The following is a 17,057-nucleotide window of genomic DNA, read 5'->3' on the forward strand; positions in this document are numbered from 1 at the left end:
GACGCCCGAAGCGTGATGTCGGCGTGCATGCGTGGTTCGGCCCCGACGTGTGCGGGCTCGGTGATGCACCGGACAGGCGCGGTCCGTCCGCGGGGCAGAGCGTTGTGGGCAGGACAGTCGCGGGTGGCGCGCTCGGGACCCATCCCTACGTTGCTGGCCCTGGCGCGAGTAGGGCCGGGATGTCGCGCGGGTCGGGAGGGTGTGTGGGCGAGCTTCTGTCTGGAGCCGAGGGGCAGTTTCGGGGGCAGGGGATGGGGACGCCGGGCACGGGGCCGGCGGGAGTGCATGGGCCGGTGCCGGGCGCACCGCTGAGCGTGGAGGAAGCGCTCGACGGTGACCTCGACGCGTACCTGGACCGCGAGCTGTTCGTGCGTCCGAGTCAGGACTCCGCGCCGAGAGCGCAGGAACCGAAATCCTCCGAGACGGCCGCCGAGGGCATGCGCGAGCTGCTCGACCTGGCGGAGGAGGAGGCGCAGTGGTTGGAGACGCTGCCTCCGCCCGCCCTCAACGTGACTCCACCATCGGAGCCCGAGGAGCCGCCGGTGGAGATTCCCGAGTGGATGCGCGCGTCGCCGGGCGCGAAGGTGACGACGCCCTTCGCGGCGATGCTCACTCCGGTGGAGCCGATACCCGTGTACGCGCCCGAGGGAACGGACGCGGCCGGCCAACCGGCGACGCCGTGGAGCGAGCCTGCGTCCGCGCAGCAGGTCCGTGCTCCTTCGTATCCAGGCATCCTGCTGCCAGGGATTGCACCTCCGCCTCCGGATGCGGCGATTCCCGCGTGGACGCCGCACCACGCGGTGCCGCAGCAGTGGGCCATGCCGCTGCCCGCGCCCGTCGAGCCGAAGCGCATCGCCGGCATGAAACCCGGTTCACTTTTCGGTGCCGCGGCGGTGGGCGCGCTCACGGCGGGCCTGCTCGTGGTCGCGGGCCTGCACTTCCGTGAGCACGCGTCGGAGACACATGTTGTGACCCAGCCCGTGGTGCGGGCGGCTCCTGTCAGTGCTCCGGCTCCAGTCGTGCAACCCGCGATGGAAGCTCCAGCGGCCAGCGCCAGCACGGCGCGGGCAAGCGTAGCCCCCGCGCAGAACACCGCGGCCCCGGTGACGCTGACGTCAGCCCCGGTGACCTCCGAAGCCATCGGCGCACAGCAGGCCGCGTCCTCCGTCTCCACCACCGTACTCTCCACGGCGCAGGCCGACATGCAGGGCGCCGCGAACAACCTGCGCGCCTCGCCGTCCGCATCCGAGCCACTCAACGGTTCCGCCGTGGGAGGCACCACGCTCACCAGCGGCCAGACGGGCACCATCGCGCTCCAGATGCCCTCCGCGCGCAAACAGGCCACGAAGACCGTGGTGGCCAGACGCCCCGCCGCCGACACGGAGGCCGACACCGAGGCCGGGCCTGGCGAGCTCAACTTCCACGAGTCCGAAGCCAGCGCCGACGAAGAGTCCACACCCGCCGACGAGGCGCAGGCCGCCGAGGCCGAGGAGCAGCAGTCCGAGCTCGACGAGGACTTCGCCCGTGAGCTCGGCTTCACCGACGACGCGGAGTCGAAGCCCGAGACGCCCAAGCAGCCCGAGCGCACCGTCTACATCCCGCCTGCTCCGGACGCGAAGGAGTCCCTCACGCCGGACGACGTGAAGGCCGTGGTGGTCGCCAACCAGCCGGCCATCACCGCTTGCCTTCGCCAGCATGCCCAGGGCACGCCGGTGGAGAAGGGCGGCCGCTTCATGGTGCGCTGGTCCATCCTCCCGAGCGGCGACACGTCCAGCGTGTCCATGGACACGGACACGCTGAAGGCCACCCCGCTTGCGCACTGCATCGAGGACGTGGTGCGCCGCTGGAAGTTCCCGGTCCACCAGGTCCGCATGGAGGAGCCCATCCTCTTCCCGTTCGTCTTCTAGCCAGGCGAGCGAGGACGGACGAGAACGAACGAGCAGCGGGGCCGGGGCGCCTCTATTCTTCCCCGGCCATGTCCCGCGGAGCCGAGGAAGAGGAGCCCACCGAGCTCCACGTCTGCCACCGCTGCCTGATGCGCCTGGACGCGAGCGCCGGGGGCGTGGACCTGCCGCGCCGGCTCAAGCAGACGCTCGCCGAGCGCGGCCTCGCCGGAAGCACGGAGGTGATTCCGGCCGGCTGCTTCGGCTACTGCCCCCAGGGCCGCGTCAGCGTGCTCGTGAGCCCCAGCAGCGGCAAGGGCGCGCACGTGCAGCTCATCGCCCCCGAGAAGGACGGCGAGGACCTCGTCGAGCACCTCGCGCGCCTGCCGTGGCGAGCTGCGCCGCCTTGAGCAGGGCTTCCACCATGGGCACGCAGCTCGCCTGACCCTTGCCCGCAATCCCATACGCGGTGCCATGGTCCGGCGACGTGCGAGGCACCGGCAGCCCCAGCGTCACGTTCACCGTGCGCTCGAAGTCCAGCGCCTTCGCCGGGATGAGCCCCTGGTCGTGATACATGGCCAGCACCGCGTCGTACTTCCCGGCAATCTCATCCGGCCGAGCGAACAGGCCATCCGCGGGAATCGGCCCGTCCGCATCCACCTTCGCCGAGCGCGCCCGGCGGATGGCGGGGCCAATCACCTCCACCTCCTCGCGTCCCAGCAGCCCGCCTTCGCCCGCGTGGGGATTGAGCCCCAGCACCGCGATGCGAGGGCGCCGGCCCACCACGGGCTCCAGGCTGCGCGACAGCAGCTTGAGCTGCGCGGTGAGCTTCTCCACGGTGAGCAGCTTCGGTAGCGCCGACACGGGCACGTGGTTGGTGGCCAGCGCAATCCGCACGCGAGGCCCGTCCATCATCATGAGCACGTCCACGCCAAAGGCGTCGGCCAGCACCTCGGTGTGTCCCATGAAGGGAATGCCCGCGCGCGAAATCTGCTCCTTCGACACCGGCGCCGTGCACAGCGCGTCCACGTGTCCCGCGCGCATGGCCTCGATGGCTGCCATGACGTACGCGTACTGGGCGCGGCCGCCCTCGGTGGAGGGCCGCCCCGGCACGCGCAGCTGCTCGTGCAGCCGCGTCACCTCCACCACGGTGGGCCCATCCACGCGGCCCAGCTCTTCAGGGGCCACGCGCGCGTAGCGGCGGAAGACGGGGAAGCGCTCCAGGGTGGGCCCGTCCCCGAAGACGACGGGGACGAGCGCCTTGCGCAGCGGGGGGAGCGCCAGGGCCGCGGCCGTGACTTCCGGCCCGATGCCCGACACATCACCCAGGGAGATGCCGACGAGAGGAAGACTCACCACGCGTGCAGTCTACATCTTCACTTCGACGCTGGCCTTCGAGCGCAGCTCGGCCACGTACTGCTCCAGGAATTTCTCCGTCTTCTCCTGGTACAGCTTGGCCTCCAGCTTCGGGCGCATCTCCTCGTACGAGGTGGCCGCCACCGCGCGCTTCTCCTCCACCTTCAGCACGTGCCAGCCGAAGTTGGTGCGCACCGGCTCGCTGACCTCGCCCTCCTTGAGGGTGAAGGCCACCTTCTCGAAGGCCGGCACCATGACGCCGCGCTTGAACCAGCCGAGGTCGCCACCGTCCGCCGCGCTGGGGCCCTCGCTGCGAGCCCGCGCCAGGGCGGAGAAGTCCATGCCCGGACGCCGCGCCTCGACGGCAATGGCCTCCGCCCTCTTGCGCGCGGCCTCCACCTGCTCCGGCGTGGCCTTGGGGTCCACCTGCACAAGGATGTGGCGCGCGTGCACCTCCGAGTCCTCGCTCTCCATGCGCGCGTACTGCGTATAGGCGGCCTTCAGGTCCTCCTCGGTGACCTTCACCTTGGGGCCCACCTTGATGCGCAGCAGGCGGTCCCGGAGGATGCGCTTGCGCAGCATGTCCCGGTAGGCGGCCATGGTGAGGCCTTCACCCGCGAGGAGCTGCTCGAACTGCGCCGGCTCGGTGATGTTGTTCTGCTGGCGCACGTCGTTGACAAGCTCGTCCACCTCGGCCTCGGTGGCGGTGATGCCGAGCTGGGCAATCTCCGACTCCATCAGCTTCTCGCCGATGAGCGTGTCCAGCGCCGTCTTCATGAGCTGCGCCCGCTGCTCGGCGCGCTTCTTGGGGTCCGGGTTGTTGATGCGCGACAGCTCCGGGGCCACGCGCTGCTGCACCTCGGACAGCGCGATGATGTCGCGGTTCACCACCGCGGCCACCCTGTCCACCATCTCCGCGCGCGCCGCCGTGCCGCCGCCGAACAGCGCCGCCGCCGCCATGAGTGCCACCAGCTTCTTCATCTCACGCATCCTTCCGAACTCCACCGGGCCCGTCCAACTCCCGTCCCGGCCTTGCATTCCGTCACTTCGCCGCCGCTTGCGGCGCTGGCTTCCCGCGGATGGCCTGCAGGGTGGCCTCGTTCACCTGAATCTGCGCCTTCTCCTGCAGCTCCTTCTCGAAGGCCTCCTGGGCCTCCGTCCGCTTCTTCTCCAGCAGCCTGGCTTCCACCAGCTGCCGCACCTCGCCGAACTCCCGCTTGCGCGCCGGCTTGCGCTCCAGCACGCGGAACAGGTGGTAGCCGTACTCGGTGGACACCACATCCGAAACCTGCCCCACGGGGAGCTTGAATACCACCTCGTCGAAGGCCGGGGGCATCTGTCCGCGGGGGAAGAAGCCGAGGTCTCCCCCCACCTTGCCGTCCGCGCTGAGGGAATACCGGCGCGCCAGGTCCGCGAACTTCTTGCCCGCCTTGAGCTGCGCCTGGAGCTTGCGCGCCTCGTCCAGCCCCTTCACCACCATCTGCGCCGCGTGCACCTGCTCCGGCTCGTTGAAGTCCGTCTCGTTGACCGCGTAGTACGCGCGCAGCTCCTCCTCCGTCACCGCCACGCGCGAGTAGACGTGGTTGGCGAACAGCTTCTCAATCGTCAGCCGGCTCGCCTCGCGCGCACGCAGCTCCGCCATGGACAGCTGCCCCTGCGCGAGCACCTCGTTGAAGTTGCCCGCCGGGTAGTCACCGGACAGCCGCAGCACGCCCCGGTCCACCTCGTCGTCGGCGACGGTGATGTTGTTCTTCCGCGCCGCCTGGAGCAGCAGCATCCGGTGGATGCACGTGTCCAGCAGCGTCCGCTTGAAGGGCTCCACCTCCTCGGGCGTGCGCTGCGGCGCCTCCGTGGAGGCCAGCTCGCGCCACAGTTCCTGCTCGAAGTCCGCGCGGCTGAGCACCTCGTCATTCACGGAGGCGACGACGTTGGCGTCGGGCCCCTCCTTCGGCGGCTTGTGGCAGGCCACGCCCAGCAGCAGGGCGAGTGGGACGAAGAGCGCACGGGTGGGATGGAAGCGCATGCTCAGGTGCCTCGGGAAAGAATAGGGGCGACTCCCATGGGTGGGGCCGGGAGTGCGAAAGGGCAAGCGGGCGCTCATGGGGCGGGCACCGTGCCGGGCAGGGGGCCGGAGGGCTTCTTCATGGGCGCCGCCACGTCCAGCGGCACCTTCGCGAGCGCGTCCGTGTCCACGGACAAGGACAGCCCCTTCTCCACGCGCGCCAGGTACTCGGCCCATGCGCGGGAGCGCTTCTCGCCCTCCAGTCGCACGCGCAATTCCTCGCGCACGTCGTCCAGGGTGAGGTTCAGCGCGGGGCGCCGGGCGCGCAGCTTCAACAGGTGCAGGCCCGCGTCCGTCTGCACCACGCCGCTCAACGCGCCTTCGGCGGTGAGGGCCCGCGCCGCCGCCGCGACTTCCGGCCCGTACGCCTGGGCCAGCGCGTCGTCGGCGAGGAACCTCAAGTCACCATCCAGCGGCGCCGTGCGGGGCTCCTCGCTGTTCTCCCGCGCGAGCGTCCCGAAGCCGGCGAAGTCTCCTTCCGGCAGCGCCTTCGCGCGCGCCAGCAGCGCCTCCGCCCGCTTGCGCGCGTCCGCCACGCGGGCCGCTTCCGAGCGCGGCGCGGCGAGGAAGACGTGGGACAGGCGCACGGCCTCGGGGCGGACGAAGTCGTCGCGGCGCGCGGCGTAGGCCGCCTCCAGCTCCGCGTCCGTCACCTGCACGGAGGCCTCCTCGAGCTGCGCGCGCATCAGCCGATTCACCAGCGCGCGCTTGGTGGCCTCCACCACCTCCGGGTCGTCCTGCAGCCCGCGGGCGAGCGCGTCGCGCACCAGCAGCTCGAAGCGGGCCACGGACTCCACGTACTCGCGCCGGGCCTGGGTGTCCCGGTAGCGCTCGCGCAGCGCGGGGCTCATCTCCTCGAAGCGACGGGAGAGCTCCTCCGCCGTCACCGCGTCGCCGCTCCAGCGGGCCACCGCCTGTCCGCCCGCCCGCCTTGTGTGGTGCAGGTCGAAGTCCGCGTGCCCCTCCTGGGGCGTCCGGCCGCACGCGGCGGGCACCAGCAGGGCGAGTGTCAGGAGGCGAACGGGGACGGACATGCGCAAGGGGCTTCCCGGTAGCACGCCGGACAGGGCGCGACAACCCGGGGCCCCTCGCCCTGTAGTCCGCCTCACGAGCGGGTCGCGTGCGCGGAGAGGAACGCCTCCACCAGGGGGAAGATTTCGTCCGGCGCCCGGCGGCCCAGCACCAGGTCCGCGTGCCCGTAGTCCGCCCCGAAGCCGTGTCCCCTCCCGGCGACGAGGAACTTCACCGGCCCGCCCAGGTGCTCCTTCGCCCGCGCCACCGCCATGGGCGGGGCGAGCAAATCCTTGCTCCCGGCCAGCAGCAGGAAGGGGATGCGCACCCGGTGCAGGGACTCGCGGTAGTCGAAGCCCCCGTCGTACGACGTGAAGCGATTGGTGGAAATCCAGCGTGCGAACTGGCGCCCCACGCCGCCGGACACGTTGGCGGGCACGTTGGCCAGCGCCTTGCGCACCACGTCCGGCTCCATGTTCTCCGCCAGCATCATGTACCGGCTGAGCGGCCCCGGCGGCGCGCCGAAGAGGGCGATGCTCGTCACCCGGCCCGTGGGGATGGACTTCAGCCTCAACAGCGGCTCCACCTTGGAGATGAAGGTGCGCAGCCCCGGCTGCACCGCGAAGGTGAACGGGCTGCCGAGCACGGCCGCCGCGCGCACCGGCGCCTCCGGGTTCTTCGCCAGGTGCGCGTAGAGCGTCAGGCCGCCCTTCGAGTGTCCCACCCAGAGCACTTCCTTCGCCCCCGTGGACAGGACGGTTCGCACCGCGGTGCGGACATCGTGTTCCGCCTGGTCATCGAAGTTGAAGTCGTGGCAGTCGCCCGCCAGCCCCCGGCCGCGCAATTCCAGCACCCACGTCTCGAAGCCCGCGCGGGCGAGGTAGCGGGCCATGCTGTACTGCTCGTCGAAGTCCAGGTGGAAGCGGTTGGCGCCCAGCCCGTGGCAGAGGATGACGGGCTCCGCGAAGCGGCGCTCGCCTCTCGGGTGGTAGCGCCCCATGGCAATCGCGGCGCCGTCGTCCGTGGGCACCCGGTACAGCTCGTCTGGCCGGAAGCTCAGCGTCAGCAGCCCCTCCTTGCCGCGGGCCATCGTCCGCGAGAAGAGGTCCGCCATCCGTCCCAGCCGCGCTCCCTGTCTGCGTGTCACCCAACCAGTCTAAGCGCGTCCGTGGCGCCATGCTGTGTTGAATGACCACCTCTCCTACTCCCGGCAGGGCTGTTGCAGGGAGATGTGCGCGTAAAGGCGGGAGGACGTTGTATGAGGCAAAACCGGGCTTTCAAGGAAAGGTTGTCCTCCTTCATCGCCACCGTTTTTCCCACAGACACCCTCCTGCGTGCCCTTCGAGAAATGGAGCGGCACCAGGTGCGGATGTTGGGAGTGGTGGGTGAGGGGGGAGGGTTGCTGGGACTGGTGAGTGAGGCACACATTCTCGAGGCGTGGGGGAGGGACCCCCTCGCGCCGGTGTCGCATGTCATGGCGCGGGTGAAGCCTCCGCCTCGCGAGCGGCCCCCATTCAGGTTGTTGAGGTTTCAGTTGCACCTGCCACGGCTTGGCAAGAAGCGCCGGGCCCTGGTGCCGGGGAAGGAGTGAGGCATCCGGCCGGCGGTGGCGGTACAGTGCGCCCGCCGTGTCGGACGAAACACCCCTCTGGTCTGTCTACATGCTGCGCTGCCGCGACGGCTCGCTGTACACCGGTGCCACCAACGACTTGGAGCGCCGGGTCGCCACCCATGGCCGGGGACGAGGGGCCGCGTATACGCGCGCCCGCCTCCCCGTCACCCTGGTGTGGAGCGAAACCGTCGGAGACCGAGGCGCGGCCCTGCGCCGCGAGGCCGCCATCAAACGCCTGTCTCGGGGCGACAAGCTGCTTCTCGTGGCCGCTGCCTCTTCTTCGCGCCGCAAGGCGCCCGCTCGCCGCCACAAGACTCCCGTGCGCCGCGAGTAAGGCGCTTCCTGACGTCGCCTCTCGGACTGGCGAGCAGGGGTGACTACCGGTGGTGGACCTTTCGGCCCGCCGTGTGACCTCCATCATGGAATCCCGGACTTTTCGGGAAGGGTGGCCGATACACCCCCGTCCGCCGAAGCGTTAGGGTAGGGCCATCCTTCTCAGGGGGAAGTTCATGTCTCGGTTGTCTTCGGGAGTCATCATGGCGCTGGCGTTGGGGGGCCTCGGCCTCGGGTGCCGCGCCAACAATTCGCCGGAGGTCAGGGTGGGGCCGCGCCCGAATCCCCTCATCGTCGCGCCGGGTGGCAACGTGGTGATGGAGCTGGAGGTGATGGACCCGGACGGGGACGAGATGACCTTCGACTGGGAGCAGATTCCGGCCGAGCCCGCCGGCCACTTCAGCGACCCGCACTCGCGCAACCCCACCTGGACGGCGCCCGACGTGCCGGCGTCGGCGACGTTCAACATCGCCGTCACGGTGACGGACAACGAGGGTGGCGGCGTGCTCGGCACGTCGCCCGCGGTGCTGGTGCGGGTGCAGTAGCCGTCAGGCGGTGGCTGGGGGCGTGGCGGCGGGCGGCGTCCGCCCCGCCTGCTCCCGGGCGCGGCGGCCGGCCCGGCGCACGAAGAGCACGCCGAGGATGAGCATGACGAAGGCGCCGATGCCCGCCCCGGCGGCCTGGTAGGTGAGCAGCGAGGACGTGGTGCCGCGAATCACCTGCGGCAGGTTGCACACCGTCTGCGTGGCGAAGGGCGTCTCGTTGTACCAGCCGAGGAAGGCGGGGCCCATCCACGAGGCGACGACGATGCCCAGCAGGGCTCCCACGAGCACGAAGTTGAGCAGTGTCTTGGCGGTGTTCATGGCAGGCACCTCGGCGGGTTGACGTCGGGCCTGCTTAATATGCGCACGGTGCGGCCGCCAGAAGTGGAACATGCTAAGGGGAGGGCGTGCCGCTGCTTCCGCTCGCCATCCTCTTCGGACTCGTCGCGCTGGTCTGCGCCGTCATCCTGCTGAATCACGCGTTCCGCCGCAGCGTGGGCACGGGGGTGATGGTGCTGCTCATCCCCTGCTACGTGGTGTTCTACGCGTTCAGCCAGTTCGAGCACCCGCGCAAGGGGCTCATCGTCGCCGGCTTCATGGCCAGCACGGTGCTCGCCGCGGTATTCCTCGGCCTGGGCGCGCACGGGCTGAACGAGCTGTCCTCCCACGTCCCGCCTCCGGGCTTCTGAAGGCGCCTCACGTGACGGTGTCCGCGCCCGGCGGGGCCCGTTGCGCCAGCCACCCGGACGTGGCCGCGGTGGCCACCTGCGCGCGCTGCGGAAGCTTCCTGTGCGGTGCCTGCACGGAAGTCGTCGGCGAGTCCCCCTACTGCGAGCCCTGCGTGACGTGGCTCAAGCGCAACGCGCGGCCGTCGCGCGTGGTGCAGGTGGCGCTGGGGCTCAACGTGCTGGGGCTGGCGTGCATGCCCGTTTCGGTGCTGCCCCTGCCCACGCTGGTGGCGGGGATGTGCGGCTTCGTGCTGGGCCTGCGCGAGTCATTGCGCATCAGCTGGGGCATCGGCCCCGAGCGGGGCCGCACCCAGGCGCGGGTGGCGCTGTGGCTGGGCCTGCTGAACCTGGTGCTGTGCGGCCTGTGGCTGGTGCGGGTGGGCTTCGCGTGAGGCGGTGCCCCGGGGGCCTCACACGCCGCGCGCGTTCGGGTCCCAGAGGTACTTGTGCATCTGGAGCTGGAAGCGCACGGAGAGCCTGTCCTCGATGACCCACTCCGCGAGCTGGCGCGGGTGGAGCTTGTCGTAGACGGTGGAGAAGAGGATGCCGTAGGGCTTCTGCAAGAGGCGGTGCTCGGCGATGAGCGCCTTCGACCACTCGTAGTCCTCGCGCGAGCCGATGACGAACTTGAGCTCGTCGTTGGCGTTCATCGACGTGAAGTTGCGGTAGTCGTTGCGCGAGTGCTCGCCCGAGGACGGCGTCTTCATGTCCACGATTTTGTGGACGGCCGGAGGCACGAGCCGCACGTCGATGGCGCCGCTCGTCTCCAGCAGCACCTTGAGGCCCGCGTCGAGCAGCCCCTGCATCAGCGGGTAGACGCCGGGCTGGAGCAGGGGCTCGCCGCCGGTGACTTCCACGTTGGGGGTGTTGAGGGCCTTCACCTCGGCGACGATGTCCGCGTTCTGCATGCGCTTGCCGCCGTGGAAGGCGAACTCGCTGTCGCAGTAGGTGCAGCGCAGGTGGCAGCCGGTGAGGCGGACGAAGGCGCAGAGCAGGCCGGCGTGGGAGGACTCGCCCTGGACGGAGAGGTATATCTCCTTCACCACCACGGAGTCGGCGGAGGGGACGAGGCGGGGCTCGATGTGCGGGCGCGCTGCGGGCATGGCTTCTTCGGTCCGTCTTCTTCTAGGGGGCGGGCGCTTCAACCCCACTCGGCCCATGCCGTCAAGCATGGAACCCTGAAGACGCACGGTAACGCCGGCGCTGACGCGCGGCATTCATTCCCAGGGCGGGGGAGCGGGCGGGCCCTCTGGAGGCGGCTTGCCGTCAGGAGGAGGCGGGGGCGCCCTTCATGCGCTCGACGAAGGAGTCGATGAGCTGGCGGGCGATGCTGATGCGCGGGGGGATGCGGGGGAGGTTGTCGGCGGTGAACCAGTGGGCCTCGGCGATTTCCTTCGGGTCCACGGTGATGTCGCCTCCGGCGTACTCGGCGGTGAAGCCCACCATCAGCGAGCGGCCATAGGGCCACGGCTGCGAGCCGAAGTACCGGATGTTCTTCACGTCGATGCCGACCTCTTCCTTCACCTCGCGGGCGACGCACTCCTCCAGCGTCTCGCCCGGGTCCACGAAGCCGGCGAGCGTGCTGAACATGGGCTCGGGGAAGGTGGCGTTGCGGCCGAGGAGCATCGTGTCGCCGCGCGTGACGAGGACGATGATGGCGGGGGCGATGCGTGGGTAGAAGGGCGTGTGGTCCACGGGGCAGCGGCGGGCGCGCTCACCGGGGACGAGCTGGGTGGGGGTGCCGCAGCGGCCGCAGAAGCGGTGGGTGAGTTCCCACTCGATGATGGAGATGGCGCGGCCCACCACGGCGAAGCGGGCGTCGTCCAGGCGCCGGTAGAGCGAGCGGCCGGGCACCTTCTTGAAGCCCTCGGGTGGGGTGAAGCTCTCGGGGAGGGTGGCGGCGTAGCAGTCCTGACCGTCGAGCGCGCCGAGGAAGTGGCCGTCGGCGGCGAGCTCGGGGAAGGCGGCGCCGGTGGGAATGGAGACGGCGCCCTCGTGCTCCTGGACGAGTACGTCCATGCCTCGGGCGAGGAAGAGGAGGGCGCCGTCGCGGGGACGGGAGGGCGGCTCATGGCCGGGGACGAAGTTCGGGACGGTGCTCACGGAGAGGCACCTTAACGGGCAGAAGGCCCGTGTGCAGTCGTCCCGTATGTCACGGCCAGGCGGCGGTGGCCAGGGTGCCCTCGCGCGGGGTGAGGGGGCTCTCCAGGGCGATGCGAGCCAGCTCGTCCTTGCGGGCGAACCAGACCCCGGGCTGACGCTTCGCGTAGGCGATGAACTCCTCCAGCACGCGGGCACGCGCCGGGCGGCCGCCGATGCGGTCATGCATGCTGATGGACATCATGCGGCGGCGCGTGGCGGACTCGGCGAGGAGGGCGTCGAACTCGAGCTTCAGTTCGCTGGCGAACTGGTCCGCGCTGAAGTGGCGCTCCTCGAAGAGGACGATGTCGTTGAGCCCGAGCGTGTAGGGGACGACGGCGAAGGGCTTGCCGTTGACGGGGACGAGGAAGGGCTCGTCCCGGCTCACATCGTCGATGTGGTAGAGGAAGCCGAGCTCCTGGAGCAGCGGCAGCGTATTGGGCGTGCCGCGCATCCAGAAGGCGTTGAAGCCCACGGGGCGGGTGCCGGTGGCGCGGAGGATGCTCTGGACGTTGGCCTCGTAGGAGGCGCGCTCCTCCTCGCGAGTCATGGAGAACTGCGGCGTCCACGTCTGGCCATGGGCCGCGGCCTCGTGTCCCCGCTGGACGATTTCGCGAGCGAGCCCGGGGTTGAGGTCCACGGCGGCGCCGACCATGTGCGACGTCACTTTCACGCCCTGCCGGTCGAACACGTCGAGCAGCCGGGGCAGGCCCTCCTTGTAGCCATACGCGTACCACGTGGCGGTGGGCAGGTCGGGGTAGCGCGAGTCGATGGTGGGGAAGGGACCGCTCGCGCCGCGCTCGGGCTGGGCGCCGGCTTCGAACTGCATGGAGATGGAGATGGCGAGCCGAGCGCCGTTCGGCCACGTCTCCGCCTTGCGAGCCTTCGGAGTGGAGCGGGGAGCGGAAGGTGCGGGCGAGGCGGCGGCGGTGGCGGCAACGGCCGCGCCGGCCACGGCGGTCTGGGCGACGAACTCACGGCGGGACAGGGACATGATGGGACACTCCGATTCGGAAGATGGGGACTTCAGGCCCGAGCAGGGGCTTCGACGGAGCGCACCGCGTGGCGTGAGCGCAGCAGGCCATCGACGGTGAAGCGGGCATCGGCCGCGCGAGAGAGGAGGACGTAGTAGGCCAGCGCGTAGCTGAGGTGCAGGCCCACGGCGCTCCACTCCTGGCGCAGACACTCGCCGAAGGTGAGGGACGCGAGGACGGCACCGCCGAGGGCGAGCGCGACGCGGAGGCGCAGGCCCAGGAGGATGCACAGGCCCACCGCGAGCTCGACGAAGGGCAGGCCCATGGCGAAGGCTCGCACGCTCCATTCGGGTAGCGGGGTGTTGGCGAAGGCCGGAACGAGCGCATCGGCGAAGCTGCCGGGCGCGCCCACGCGCACGAGGCCATGCACGGTGATGTTGGTGCCGAACACCAGCCGGAGCACGCCGTGCGCGAGCTGGGCATCCGTCAGGTGGGCCACGTCATGATTCTGGGGACTCATGCTTCTCCTCCTCGCGACGGCGGGTGCCGTCGTCACACGCTCTTGAATGCGTCACGAGGTGCGGCTTGAACAGGCGTCAGGGATGCACGACATTCGTGCTGGAGGAGCACGAATCATGGCGAGCCGGGACCGCTTCGAGTCGCTGAGGACGTTCGTGGAGGTGGCTCGGGCGGGGAGCATCGCCGGAGCGGCGCGGGTGTTGCGGAAGGTGCCCTCGGCGGTGAGCCGCGAGCTGGCGGCGCTGGAGGAGCGTCTGGGCACGGAGCTGGTGCAGCGCACCACGCGGCGCCTGCAGCTCACCGCGGCGGGCGAGCGCTACCTGGGGCACGCGCGAGGCATCCTCGAAGCGCTCGACGAGGCGGAGCGGGACCTCGCGGAGCAGGGAGTCCCGCGAGGGACGCTGAGGGTATCGGCGCCGGTGCTCTTCGGGCAGCACGTGCTGGTGCCCATGGTGAACGAGTTCCTCCGCGAGAATCCGGCGGTGAGCCTGGAGCTGGTGCTGGAGGACGCGATGGTGGATTTGGTGGAGGGTGGCGTGGACGTGGCACTACGAATCGCGCCTCGCCTGGAGCCCAGCGCGCTGGTGATGCGGAAGCTGGGCGTGCAGCCCTACGTGCTGTGCGCGAGCCCGGCGTATCTGCGAGAGCAGGGGATGCCGAGGAGGCCGAGGGAGCTGACGGGCCACGAGGTGCTGCTGCCCCAGCGAGGCCCGGCGGCGCGGCCGTTGGAGTTGAGGCACGGTGGGCGCACGCAGGAGGTACGTCCGCCGAAGAGCCGCTTCCGATGCAACAGCCTGCCGGCGCTGCACGAGGCGGCGCTCGCGGGAATGGGCATCGCGGCACTGCCCGAGTACCTCGTGGCGAAGGAGCTGGAGTCCGGGAAGCTGGTGCGGGTGCTGGCACCGTTCCGCCCCGCGCCGCGCTTCATCTCCGCGGTGTATCTGCGCCGCACCGCGATGCCCGCGCACGTGCGTGCGTTCCTCGACTTCATCGCCGCGAAGGCGGCGAAGTGGTTCCCGGCGACGGAGGAGGAAGCTCCTGTTTGACACCTCCCCAGCCCGCACCTACGGTGCGCGCGCCATCGGTGCTCCGTGTCCCAGGCCGGGCGCGGGGCTGAAAAGGGAACCCGGTGTGAATCCGGGGCTGCCCCGCAGCGGTCAGTGAGAACGAACCTCGCCACCCAAGCACTGGCTTCCTCATGGAGGCTGGGAAGCGGCGAGCAGTAGGAAGACGCGACGCCCGCCGTCGCGCCCGCTCACGAGCCCGAAGACCTGCCGAGGCCCGACTCCGGGAGACATCCGGAGCGGCCACCTGGAGCCTCCGAGGGGAGGTGGACAGGGACGTGGGACTTCGTCCGCCTGCCCGCCATCGCCGCTCCTCGTGGCCCGTGTGCTCCTGCGCGCCGAGTGCCCCCGCTCCCCGTGTCCCGTCCTCCGCTCGGCAGGCTCCCAACACGAGGGAGTCGCACCGTGGCACCGCAGCAGACGACACGAGAGACGAATCCGAACCGCAGAAGGCGCGGCACCGTCCCCCTGGCGCTTCTTGGCGTGGGAGTCTTCGCCGCCTGGCCCGCCATCGCGCAGGAGGAGCGGGAAGCACCGCCTCCCGAGGCCCCCCTTGCTGAATCGGCAGTGCGGGACGCGCCGCCTGTCGAGACGTCACAGTCAGAGGCAGGAATACAGACCCAGCCGTCCGCCGCTGAGTCGCTACAGCCAGAGGCAGTAACACAGGCCCAACCGTCCGCCGCTGAGTCGCAACAGCCAGAAGCCGAGACGCAAGCTCCGTCGTCCGCGGAGACGTCACAACCCGCGGTCGAGGCACAGGACCCGTCGCCCTCCGAGGACGCCTCACCCAAGTTCGAAACGAAGGTCACCGCCCGCCGTGCCTACGCGGCCGCTTCATCCTCCACCACACGCGAGCGCGACCTGCGCCTTCAGGTCGTGCGCCGTCCGGCCGACGTGCTCCAGGTCGTCCCTGGCCTCTTCACCGTGCAGCACGCGGGAGGCGGCAAGGCGAACCAGTACTACCTGCGCGGCTTCGACGCGGACCACGGCACCGACCTCGCGCTCTTCGTGGACGGAGTGCCCGTCAACCTCGTGAGCCACGGACACGGGCAGGGCTACGCGGACCTCAACTGGCTCATCCCCGAGCTGGTCGAGCGCGTCGAAGTCCACAAGGGCACCTGGTTCGCCCCGTACGGAGACTTCGCCACGGCCGGAGCGGTGAACCTCGTCACCCGCCGCAACTTCGAATCGCACCAGGTGACGCTCGGCGCCGGAGCCTTCGACACGCTGAGAGGCCTCCTCGTCCTCGCTCCCGAAGCCGAAGGCTGGAGCCCCTTCGTGGCCGCACAGGTGTACGCGACCAACGGCCCCTTCAAGAACCCCGAGGGCCTCGAGCGCTACAACCTCTTCGCACGCGTGACGCGCAGCCTCTCCGAGCGCACCAGCCTGTCCCTCGCCCTCACCTCGTACGCGAGCGGCTGGAACGCGAGCGGGCAGATTCCTGAGCGCGCCGTGCGAGACGGCCGCCTGAGCGCCTTCGACGCGGTGGACCCCGCCGAGGGAGGTTCGAGCGATCGCCACTCGCTTCAGGCCATCTTCACCACGCGCAGCGAGCGGGGCGACGCGCTCGACGTGATGGTCTACCTCGCGCGCTACCGCATGCGCCTCTTCTCCGACTTCACCTTCTTCAGCCGCGACCCGGAGCTGGGAGACATGCTGGAGCAGGCGGACACGCGCACGCAGCTCGGCCTCGACGCGCGCTACCGGCTGGAGCGGCACTGGGGCTCGCTCCCCGTGGAGCTCCAGTTCGGAGCCCAGCTCCGCAACGACCAGGTCTCCAATGGCGCCTGGTACTCGGCGAGCCGCGAGCGGCTGAAGCCCGTCATCGAGGCGGATGTGCAGGAGGCCAGCACCGGCCTGTGGGTCCAGGCGGACGCGCAGCTCCGGCCCTGGCTGCGCACCGTCGCCGGCCTGCGAGTGGACCACTTCGGCTTCGACGTGAGGGACCGGCTGGAAGAGCTGTCCACGCTCGACACGCGGACCTCCGGAGTGCGCAACGCCACCCGAGTCAGTCCCAAGGCCGCGGTGGTGCTCAGCCCACTGCCCTCCACCGAGCTGTACCTGAACTACGGCCACGGCTTCCATTCCAACGACGCACGCGGAGTCGTGCGAGGCACCGAGGCCGTGACGCCGCTCACCCGGGCGCGGGGCGGGGAAGTGGGCGCACGCGTCCGGCCGCTGGAGGCCTTCGAAGTCGCCGCCTCCCTCTTCCAGCTCAACCTCGACAGCGAGCTGGTCTGGGTCGGGGACGACGGCACCACCGAGCCACGAGGCCCCACCCGCAGGCGAGGCGTGGAACTGGAAGCCCGAGCCCGGTTGCTCCCCTGGCTCCACGCGGACGCGGACGTGACGCTCACCCGAGCCACCTACGTGCAGAACGCCGGCAACGCGGACGCGGTGGCGCTCGCGCCCACGCTGATGCTCGCGGGAGGCGTCTCCGCGGTACACCCCAGCGGCGTCTTCGGGAGGCTCGGCGCGGTGCACATCGGCGACAGGCCCGCCACCGAGGATGGCGAACTGGTCGCCGTGGGCTTCACCCGCGTCGACGCGAGCCTTGGCTACCGCCGCCGCTGGTACGAGGTGAGCGTCAGCGTGCAGAACCTGCTCGACACGTCATGGCGCGAGGCACAGTTCGCCAACGTCTCACGGCTGCGCGATGAGACAGGCCCCGCGAGCTGCCCGGGCGGCACGCGCGCCTCGCAGAGCGAAGCGGGCGCCTTCGAGGGCTGCGAGGACCTCCACTTCACGCCAGGAGCCCCGCTCAACGCGCAGGCCACCGTGACGCTCTACTTCCAATGACAGACATCCACCCACGGCGGGGCAGAAATCGCCGC

At 70.5% G+C, this 17,057-nt stretch carries 19 protein-coding genes and 1 riboswitch; of the genes, 9 read left to right on the forward strand and 10 right to left on the reverse strand.

Annotated elements, in window-relative coordinates:
* The first annotated feature begins 203 nt into the window (after nt 1-203).
* Nucleotides 204-1,907 carry an AgmX/PglI C-terminal domain-containing protein gene (locus tag ACVTJA_RS03770; protein WP_465833844.1) on the forward strand — a complete coding sequence of 568 codons (1,704 nt, stop codon included), beginning with the start codon at nt 204-206 and terminating at the stop codon, nt 1,905-1,907.
* Nucleotides 1,908-1,975: 68 nt separating this feature from the next.
* A complete protein-coding gene (locus ACVTJA_RS03775) occupies nt 1,976-2,293 on the forward strand; it encodes a hypothetical protein (protein ID WP_465833846.1) in 318 nt (105 codons plus the stop codon).
* Here ACVTJA_RS03775 and pdxA read toward each other — a convergent pair.
* The 5 genes from pdxA to ACVTJA_RS03800 all read right to left on the reverse strand — a co-directional run bounded on the left by pdxA (nt 2,217) and on the right by ACVTJA_RS03800 (nt 7,426).
* Nucleotides 2,217-3,239, reverse strand: a complete 1,023-nt coding sequence (gene pdxA / locus ACVTJA_RS03780; protein WP_465840764.1) for a 4-hydroxythreonine-4-phosphate dehydrogenase PdxA — start codon at nt 3,237-3,239, stop codon at nt 2,217-2,219. The two genes, ACVTJA_RS03775 and pdxA, sit on opposite strands and share 77 nt — an antisense overlap.
* A 12-nt stretch (nt 3,240-3,251) precedes the next feature.
* Nucleotides 3,252-4,220: a peptidylprolyl isomerase gene (locus ACVTJA_RS03785; protein WP_465840766.1), complete on the reverse strand. Its 969-nt coding sequence runs from the start codon at nt 4,218-4,220 to the stop codon at nt 3,252-3,254.
* Between the two features lie 61 nt (nt 4,221-4,281).
* Nucleotides 4,282-5,262: a peptidylprolyl isomerase gene (locus ACVTJA_RS03790; protein WP_465833847.1), complete on the reverse strand. Its 981-nt coding sequence runs from the start codon at nt 5,260-5,262 to the stop codon at nt 4,282-4,284.
* A 74-nt stretch (nt 5,263-5,336) separates the two neighbouring features.
* A complete protein-coding gene (locus ACVTJA_RS03795; RefSeq protein WP_465833848.1) occupies nt 5,337-6,335 on the reverse strand; it encodes a peptidylprolyl isomerase in 999 nt (332 codons plus the stop codon).
* A gap of 71 nt (nt 6,336-6,406) precedes the next feature.
* Nucleotides 6,407-7,426 (reverse strand): alpha/beta fold hydrolase, encoded by a 1,020-nt coding sequence (locus ACVTJA_RS03800; RefSeq protein WP_465840767.1) that lies wholly within the window; start codon nt 7,424-7,426, stop codon nt 6,407-6,409.
* Nucleotides 7,427-7,660: 234 nt separating this feature from the next.
* Between ACVTJA_RS03800 and ACVTJA_RS03805 the strand changes: the two genes are divergently transcribed.
* The 3 genes from ACVTJA_RS03805 to ACVTJA_RS03815 all read left to right on the forward strand — a co-directional run bounded on the left by ACVTJA_RS03805 (nt 7,661) and on the right by ACVTJA_RS03815 (nt 8,802).
* Nucleotides 7,661-7,903 carry a CBS domain-containing protein gene (locus tag ACVTJA_RS03805; protein ID WP_465833849.1) on the forward strand — a complete coding sequence of 81 codons (243 nt, stop codon included), beginning with the start codon at nt 7,661-7,663 and terminating at the stop codon, nt 7,901-7,903.
* Nucleotides 7,904-7,973: 70 nt separating this feature from the next.
* Nucleotides 7,974-8,258, forward strand: a complete 285-nt coding sequence (locus ACVTJA_RS03810; protein WP_465840769.1) for a GIY-YIG nuclease family protein — start codon at nt 7,974-7,976, stop codon at nt 8,256-8,258.
* 175 nt (nt 8,259-8,433) lie between these two features.
* On the forward strand, nt 8,434-8,802 hold the full coding sequence (locus tag ACVTJA_RS03815; protein ID WP_465833851.1) for a hypothetical protein: 369 nt from the start codon (nt 8,434-8,436) through the stop codon (nt 8,800-8,802).
* Nucleotides 8,803-8,805: 3 nt separating this feature from the next.
* Here the strand turns inward: ACVTJA_RS03815 and ACVTJA_RS03820 are convergent, their stop codons facing one another.
* The gene (locus ACVTJA_RS03820; RefSeq protein WP_465833853.1) at nt 8,806-9,120 is read right to left on the reverse strand and encodes a hypothetical protein; all 315 of its coding nucleotides are present in this window, start codon (nt 9,118-9,120) and stop codon (nt 8,806-8,808) included.
* An 86-nt stretch (nt 9,121-9,206) separates the two neighbouring features.
* Here ACVTJA_RS03820 and ACVTJA_RS03825 point away from each other — a divergent pair, with 86 nt between their 5' ends.
* Both ACVTJA_RS03825 and ACVTJA_RS03830 read left to right on the forward strand, forming a co-directional pair.
* The gene (locus tag ACVTJA_RS03825; protein ID WP_465833854.1) at nt 9,207-9,488 is read left to right on the forward strand and encodes a hypothetical protein; all 282 of its coding nucleotides are present in this window, start codon (nt 9,207-9,209) and stop codon (nt 9,486-9,488) included.
* 11 nt (nt 9,489-9,499) lie between these two features.
* Nucleotides 9,500-9,919 (forward strand): hypothetical protein, encoded by a 420-nt coding sequence (locus tag ACVTJA_RS03830; RefSeq protein ID WP_465833856.1) that lies wholly within the window; start codon nt 9,500-9,502, stop codon nt 9,917-9,919.
* An 18-nt stretch (nt 9,920-9,937) separates the two neighbouring features.
* Here ACVTJA_RS03830 and ACVTJA_RS03835 read toward each other — a convergent pair whose 3' ends face one another.
* The 4 genes from ACVTJA_RS03835 to ACVTJA_RS03850 all read right to left on the reverse strand — a co-directional run bounded on the left by ACVTJA_RS03835 (nt 9,938) and on the right by ACVTJA_RS03850 (nt 13,160).
* Complete coding sequence (locus tag ACVTJA_RS03835) at nt 9,938-10,630, reverse strand: radical SAM protein (protein WP_465833858.1); 693 nt, start codon at nt 10,628-10,630, stop codon at nt 9,938-9,940.
* 163 nt (nt 10,631-10,793) lie between these two features.
* The gene (gene nudC, locus ACVTJA_RS03840; protein WP_465833859.1) at nt 10,794-11,630 is read right to left on the reverse strand and encodes an NAD(+) diphosphatase; all 837 of its coding nucleotides are present in this window, start codon (nt 11,628-11,630) and stop codon (nt 10,794-10,796) included.
* A gap of 49 nt (nt 11,631-11,679) precedes the next feature.
* The gene (locus tag ACVTJA_RS03845) at nt 11,680-12,660 is read right to left on the reverse strand and encodes a polysaccharide deacetylase family protein (RefSeq protein ID WP_465833861.1); all 981 of its coding nucleotides are present in this window, start codon (nt 12,658-12,660) and stop codon (nt 11,680-11,682) included.
* A 32-nt stretch (nt 12,661-12,692) separates the two neighbouring features.
* Nucleotides 12,693-13,160: a DoxX family membrane protein gene (locus ACVTJA_RS03850; protein WP_465833863.1), complete on the reverse strand. Its 468-nt coding sequence runs from the start codon at nt 13,158-13,160 to the stop codon at nt 12,693-12,695.
* A 115-nt stretch (nt 13,161-13,275) separates the two neighbouring features.
* On the opposite strand from ACVTJA_RS03850, the gene ACVTJA_RS03855 reads away from it, so the two are divergent.
* Nucleotides 13,276-14,205, forward strand: a complete 930-nt coding sequence (locus ACVTJA_RS03855; RefSeq protein WP_465833864.1) for a LysR family transcriptional regulator — start codon at nt 13,276-13,278, stop codon at nt 14,203-14,205.
* Nucleotides 14,206-14,240: 35 nt separating this feature from the next.
* Nucleotides 14,241-14,437: riboswitch (cobalamin riboswitch) on the forward strand.
* Nucleotides 14,438-15,099: 662 nt separating this feature from the next.
* Nucleotides 15,100-17,022, forward strand: coding sequence for a TonB-dependent receptor (locus ACVTJA_RS03860; protein ID WP_465833865.1), 1,923 nt, complete (start codon nt 15,100-15,102; stop codon nt 17,020-17,022).
* The last annotated feature ends 35 nt before the right edge of the window (nt 17,023-17,057 follow it).

This window comes from Pyxidicoccus sp. M6 (assembly GCF_055568925.1).